Below are 6,019 nucleotides of genomic sequence, written 5' to 3'. Positions count from 1 at the left end.
ACATATTCAGTTTCAGATTGTTTCTAATGCGTTTGCCCTGACGTTTGTGGGTGACCAATACCGGACGATGTTCTACACGGATAGCGTAGGTACGAAGAATTTCCTGCTCAATCTTATATCTCCCGTGTGGAAACCGGCAGGACAGAACCGAAAGTATCTAACAATACATGATTTACCAGATGCTTATAAAAAAACTCCATTACCCGAAATAAGTAATAGAGTTTTGTAGTACCATTTTGTTTTTTGATGAGGTCTCTGGCGGATTCGAACCGCCGTACATGGTTTTGCAGACCACTGACTAAGCCACTCATCCAAGAGACCATTGTTCTATTTTGGAGGTTCCTGGCGGATTCGAACCGCCGTACACGGTTTTGCAGACCGCTGACTAAGCCACTCATCCAAGGAACCATTATGGACAAAACTGTTGGCTTTCGTTTTGCGAGTGCAAAGTAAGTTAATATGTTTTGAATATGCAAATGTTTTTTACCCTTTTTGTAAAGGAGGAGAGTTGCAGAACTAAGGAAAAAGAAGTTACTTTGCCTTCGCTAAGCATAAAGAAAATAAGATGACATATAAAGAAACAGAAATATCGGGTGTATGGATTATTGAGCCAAAGGTTTTTAAAGATGCCCGGGGATATTTTATGGAAACTTGGAAGCAGGCGGAGTTTGAGCAATATGTAGGGAAAATTAATTTTGTACAAGATAATGAATCTTGCTCTTCTAAAGGGGTATTGCGAGGATTGCATTATCAGTTGGCTCCTTATTCGCAGTCAAAATTAGTGCGAGTGATAAAAGGATGTGTATTGGATGTTGCGGTCGATGTTCGTGCAGGTTCACCTACTTTTGGAAAATATGTGGCTGTAGAGTTGTCCGAAGAAAATAAACGTCAACTATTTGTTCCTCAAGGATTTGCTCATGGATTTCATGTGTTAAGCGATGAGGCTGTTTTTACTTATAAGGTGGACAATCCTTATACCCCGACACATGAGCGTGGACTTCGTTTCGATGATCCGGCAATTGGTGTGGACTGGAAAATAATCAACCGGGAATTACTCAATCTCTCCGAAAAGGATACAAAAGCTCCTTTATTGAAAGATGCTGAATTGAATTTTACATTTTAACGGAACATAAACAAAGAAAATACAAATATGAAAACTTATCTGGTCACTGGAGCCGCCGGTTTTATCGGTGCAAATTTTATAAAATACATGTTGGCTAAATATTCCGACATTAAGATTGTTGTATTGGATTTGTTGACTTATGCCGGTAATCTCGGGACAATTGCCGAGGATATAGACGGTAAACGGTGCGAATTTGTAAAAGGAGATATTTGTGACCGTGTTTTGGCCGACGAACTCTTTGATAAGTATAAGTTTGATTATGTAGTGAATTTTGCAGCCGAAAGTCATGTGGACCGCAGTATCGAAAATCCGCAGCTTTTCCTGATGACGAATATTTTAGGGACTCAGAATCTGTTAGATGCCGCCCGTAAAGCTTGGGTGGCGGGGAAAGCTGTAACCGGTTATCCCGAATGGCGTTCCGGTGTCCGTTTTCATCAGGTTTCAACCGACGAGGTTTATGGTAGCTTAGGAACTGAAGGTTATTTCCATGAAACAACTCCGCTGGATCCCCGTAGTCCGTATAGCGCATCGAAAACCAGTGCCGATTTGTTTGTAAAAGCTTATTCCGAAACATATAAGATGCCGGTGAGTATCACCCGTTGTTCCAATAACTACGGTCCATATCATTTCCCCGAAAAGCTTATTCCTCTTATTATTAAGAATATTCTGGAAGGTAAGTCTCTTCCTGTTTATGGTGATGGAACAAATGTACGCGATTGGTTGTATGTGGAAGATCATTGTAAAGCCATAGACCTTGTTCTTCATAAGGGACGGGCTGGTGAAGTGTATAATGTCGGCGGTCATAATGAAAAACAAAATATCGAAATCGTTAAACTGACCATTAAAACCGTTCATCAACTGATGACCGAACATCCTGAATATCGTAAGATTCTGAAAAAGCAGGAAATGAGTTCTGACGGGCAAATCTCTATCGATTGGATAAACGATGGTCTGATAACATTTGTAAAGGATCGTCTTGGCCACGACCAGCGTTATGCCATCGATCCGACAAAGATTACGAACGAGCTGGGCTGGACTCCCGAAACATCTTTCGAAGTCGGTATTGTAAAGACTATCCGCTGGTATTTGGATAACCAGAAATGGGTGGAGGAGATTACAGGTGGAGAATATATGAAATATTACGAGCAAATGTATTCCAACCGATAGTTCTGTTACTTTTGACTTGATTCAAAAGTAACAGATTCTTCGATTTGTTTGCGGATAGCTTCTCGTATATCTTTCCGTATATTTTTGCGTGTGCTGTCCAGTTCCGCTTGTTTGGCCGGTTTGAAGATATCTTTATACTTGCATTTGGTTATTTTGTATTTGAAGTCATCCAGATTTCCCGTAATATCGATACCTAACTTAAAAGGAACTGGAGATTTTAACACGGAGACATGATAATTGAATGTCATATCCAAATTATGCGTACCACCTACAGCTACCCTATAACGGTCCATTTCCACCAAGAAAGGAAAGACTTCTATTTTATTGTCCTTAATGGCCAAATCTACTGATATACTGTCTATCATATTGCGTTTCTTATTCTTGAACATAAGTGTTTTGGATATTTCGGTGAATGTTTCGCCATCCAGCAATACCATGTTGTTACCATGCAAATAACAGAAAGAGTTCAACGATGGCATTATAAGCGACATCGTGGAGTCCAACTTGCAAGTGGCTGTTATCTGGCAATCGACAACTCCTTCAAATGAACGTAACATTGGAATCAATGTATCCATGGCCGGATAAAGTTTTATTATTTTTTCGACTTGTACTTGATTCATGTTCAGATCGAATCCCGCAGAAGCACTTTTTTTGTTTTTGGCAGTGTAAACCATAGTCAAGTTCCCTTCGCCCATATTGGAATGCATATTCAGTTCGCTCAGGTTGATACTTTGGTCGCGGAGGATAATCTCCCCTGTTACGTTTTCTAATTGTAAGTCTTTGAAGTCTATATGTTTAGCATTTGTCTGAAGAACCATGTCAAGGAACTTCGGGAGTATGAATAATTGCTCGGTACTATCAGCTGCTACCAATATTGTAGAGTCCGGTAGCATATCTTCCGACAAGTCTGTGATATTCTCTTCGTCTAGAGAAGAAATATTGGCAACCGATGAATGATTTTCCGAATATTGTATTCCTTTGTTTATGGCCTGCATCAATTGGTTGCAATCAATATAGTCGGAATTCAGACTAAAACTTCCTTGTAATTTTCCTCCCCGGAGCATGGCTTGGCGGATACGGCTTATTTCGCCGTTCAATGTCAGGTCGCTTTTACCCAAATGCAGACAGGCATTGGTCAGAGTTACATCATTAGTGTTGAACTTCAATGTCGTCGGCTCCATCCACATCGGAATTGGAAACAAACGGCTGAATGCCCGCATTTGTTTGAACGAGACACTTCCCCGCGCTTCCCATCGGCGAAGAAGTTGTCCGGTTGTATCTGTACTGTCTATAGTAGCCTGGGTAGTTCTTCTTTTTCTGATTTGTTCCTGTTGGGGCTTACTTTGTTCGTTGGTTGACGTTGCTGTTTTACGTGTTTGCATTGATTGGAGACGAGCATCCCGGTAAGGAAGTGCTTCGATATTGAAGGTGCTGCCGGCTAAGACGATACCGGTATGTATCGGAGTGCTCAGATATTTTAAGGTATCGATAGAAATTGTTATGCCGGCTGTCGGTATCGTTTTGTCGGACGCGGAGGATTTGATACCGCCTTTCAGTACCGTTTGCCCTGCAAACAACCGGACAGAGTCCGGCAAGCGGGTATACAAATGGTCGAATTGCAGGCTGCCTGTCATCGGAATGACAGCGGTTGTATCGATAACCGGAGTTGTCTGCACTTGCATTTCCAATTTGCTGATGTTGGTATCGAGTTCGTCCTTATATTTTATATTCATGCTATCCACAGCCATCGTTAGCTTCATCAGACCTTTTTTCCCGATGTATATGTTTTCCTGTTGCGTCGTATCGACAGCCAAATGTGTATCACTGATAAATAAATCCAGTCCGAGTGGTTTACTGAAAGCCTTCAGCTTGTCGATATTCAATTGGCCGGAAGCATAAACTTTACCGAACCGGCTTTGCAGGATATCGTCGACGGTAAATGTCGCATCCATGTTGGCTTCCATTCTTCCTTCAACCAATAAAGTATCCGGATTTAAAAATTCCTGTCCCATACGGGTAAAATCTATTATTCCGCTGATAGTGGTCTTTATTGCCGGATTTTTAAGTAAGTTCGTTATATTTGCCTGCATGTCCAGCGAAGTATTTAATCCTTTTACTGTCAACTGCTCCAGAGAAACGAATGAAGAGTCCGGATAAGCTCCATTCAGATGCAAGTCCATATCCATCCGGAGTGTATCGATGCCTTGCTTTATTCCTTTCATATGATAAGAACCGTTTTCAATTTTGCAGCAAAGACTAACATTTGGTACGATACTGTCTCCGAGAAAACCATGAATATTTCCTTCTACCAAGATAGAACCGGTTGCCAATGTTTTGTCCCGGTCTTGGAAATATATGTCAGGAATGAATTTCAGCAGGTCGTTCATATCTGAAATCTTCAGTCCCATTTTCATATCGATACGCGAGCGTTGTCCATCAGGTTCCCTATATAGGGAACCATCTGCCGTAAAAGGCAGATTATTAACCATCAATTCTGCTCCCTGGAGGGTTATCGAATTATACTGGTTACTTAGTAGCAGGCGACTTTTTAATTTCAGGGACAAATCATTTTTCAACGTATAAGTCGGACTACGGAAAAGCAGGGAACTACTTCCCGTTTCTACATCCAACGTATTTCCTCGAGCTGACAATGAACCGTCTATACGGAGGAAAAAGCCGTTTATTTCGGCAAACATATCTGCCTGCCGGTCATCATAAGTGAAATGTCCTCCTCGTATGCGGACTTTTTGCAAATCGATGGGAGGAAGCGGCTTTTTGTCGGAATCCGCATGAGTTGAGTCTTCTTCACTCTGATAGATATTCCAGTTTGCGTGTCCATTTTTATTGACAAAACCGTAAAAACGCGGTTTTTCGATTGAAATATCTTTGATTGTGATTTTTCCGTTGAACAAATAATCCAAAGGTTGAAAAGAAACTGTTGCTCTGTAGAATGAAAGTAGCGAATCGGATGGAATTGCCAGCTTTTCTTCGTGTGCCGTGGAATCTTCTGCGGCATGTGATATCAAGCGTCCGTTGGTCAGTTTCACCCCTAAATAGGGGTAGGTTTCGAAATAGGTCAATTCGATACGTTCGCATTCCAAGTGCGCATCCAGGAATTTATTGGTTTGTTCGATGACTATTGGAGTTAGTTTCTCTGGTGGTAATACACCCCAGTTCAGAATACTGAAACCGATAGTGGGCAGGATAAATAGCAGGGTTACTAAAACAATAGCTGTGATTGTCAGTATCTTATTCTTACGTTTCATTATTTAATCAAGTATCGAGTTCTTTATACGCAAAGGAAAAGAAAATACTTATCTTATGCAAATGAAAAATATATTCTCTTGAACATCGCTTTAATCTGCCATTGGCGGTAAATTTTCTCGATTATCAAAATGTCACTAGTAAGGCAACTAAATGGGATTAATATGGCGGCTAAAATAATTTACCCGAACATGAAACCCTTTTTAACATATCAATCCGATAGTGAAACAGTACCTACTCAGCCCCCTGTTTTCATCTTTTATGTTGCTGGTTTTAAATGTTTTATTAAGCAACAGAACACGCCGGTTAACCATTGAGGCAAAATGACAAAATGATATTTTATGCTAAAAAATATCATCATGAATGAAAAAAAGAGTCTCGATAATTTGCGTATCTATCTAATTATCAGTATCTTTACGTCATAAAAGAAAGCGTATCGGACATTGTGGATATACTCCGGGAGGC

General features: G+C 40.7%; 4 protein-coding genes and 2 tRNA genes. 3 read left to right on the top strand and 3 right to left on the bottom strand.

Features of this window, described 5'->3' with window-relative positions; all coding sequences use genetic code 11:
• Nucleotides 1-229 (top strand): hypothetical protein (locus tag DW103_RS18545; protein WP_233545730.1); only part of this gene is annotated, 229 nt, incomplete at its 5' end.
• Between the two features lie 20 nt (nt 230-249).
• Here DW103_RS18545 and DW103_RS17605 read toward each other — a convergent pair.
• Both DW103_RS17605 and DW103_RS17600 read right to left on the bottom strand, forming a co-directional pair.
• A tRNA-Cys gene (locus DW103_RS17605) sits at nt 250-321 on the bottom strand.
• 12 nt (nt 322-333) lie between these two features.
• Nucleotides 334-408, bottom strand: a tRNA-Cys gene (locus tag DW103_RS17600).
• Nucleotides 409-565: 157 nt separating this feature from the next.
• On the opposite strand from DW103_RS17600, the gene rfbC reads away from it, so the two are divergent.
• The gene (gene rfbC / locus DW103_RS17595; RefSeq protein ID WP_122278551.1) at nt 566-1,123 is read left to right on the top strand and encodes a dTDP-4-dehydrorhamnose 3,5-epimerase; all 558 of its coding nucleotides are present in this window, start codon (nt 566-568) and stop codon (nt 1,121-1,123) included.
• Nucleotides 1,124-1,150: 27 nt separating this feature from the next.
• Nucleotides 1,151-2,290 (top strand): dTDP-glucose 4,6-dehydratase, encoded by a 1,140-nt coding sequence (gene rfbB / locus DW103_RS17590; RefSeq protein ID WP_122278549.1) that lies wholly within the window; start codon nt 1,151-1,153, stop codon nt 2,288-2,290.
• Between the two features lie 5 nt (nt 2,291-2,295).
• On the opposite strand, the gene DW103_RS17585 is transcribed toward rfbB, so the two are convergent.
• Nucleotides 2,296-5,556, bottom strand: coding sequence for an AsmA-like C-terminal region-containing protein (locus tag DW103_RS17585; protein WP_122278547.1), 3,261 nt, complete (start codon nt 5,554-5,556; stop codon nt 2,296-2,298).
• Between the last annotated feature and the right edge of the window lie 463 nt (nt 5,557-6,019).

The sequence above is a fragment of the Parabacteroides sp. AM08-6 genome (assembly GCF_003473295.1).
GTDB lineage: Bacteria > Bacteroidota > Bacteroidia > Bacteroidales > Tannerellaceae > Parabacteroides.
This window is presented reverse-complemented; position numbering and strand designations above follow the sequence as displayed.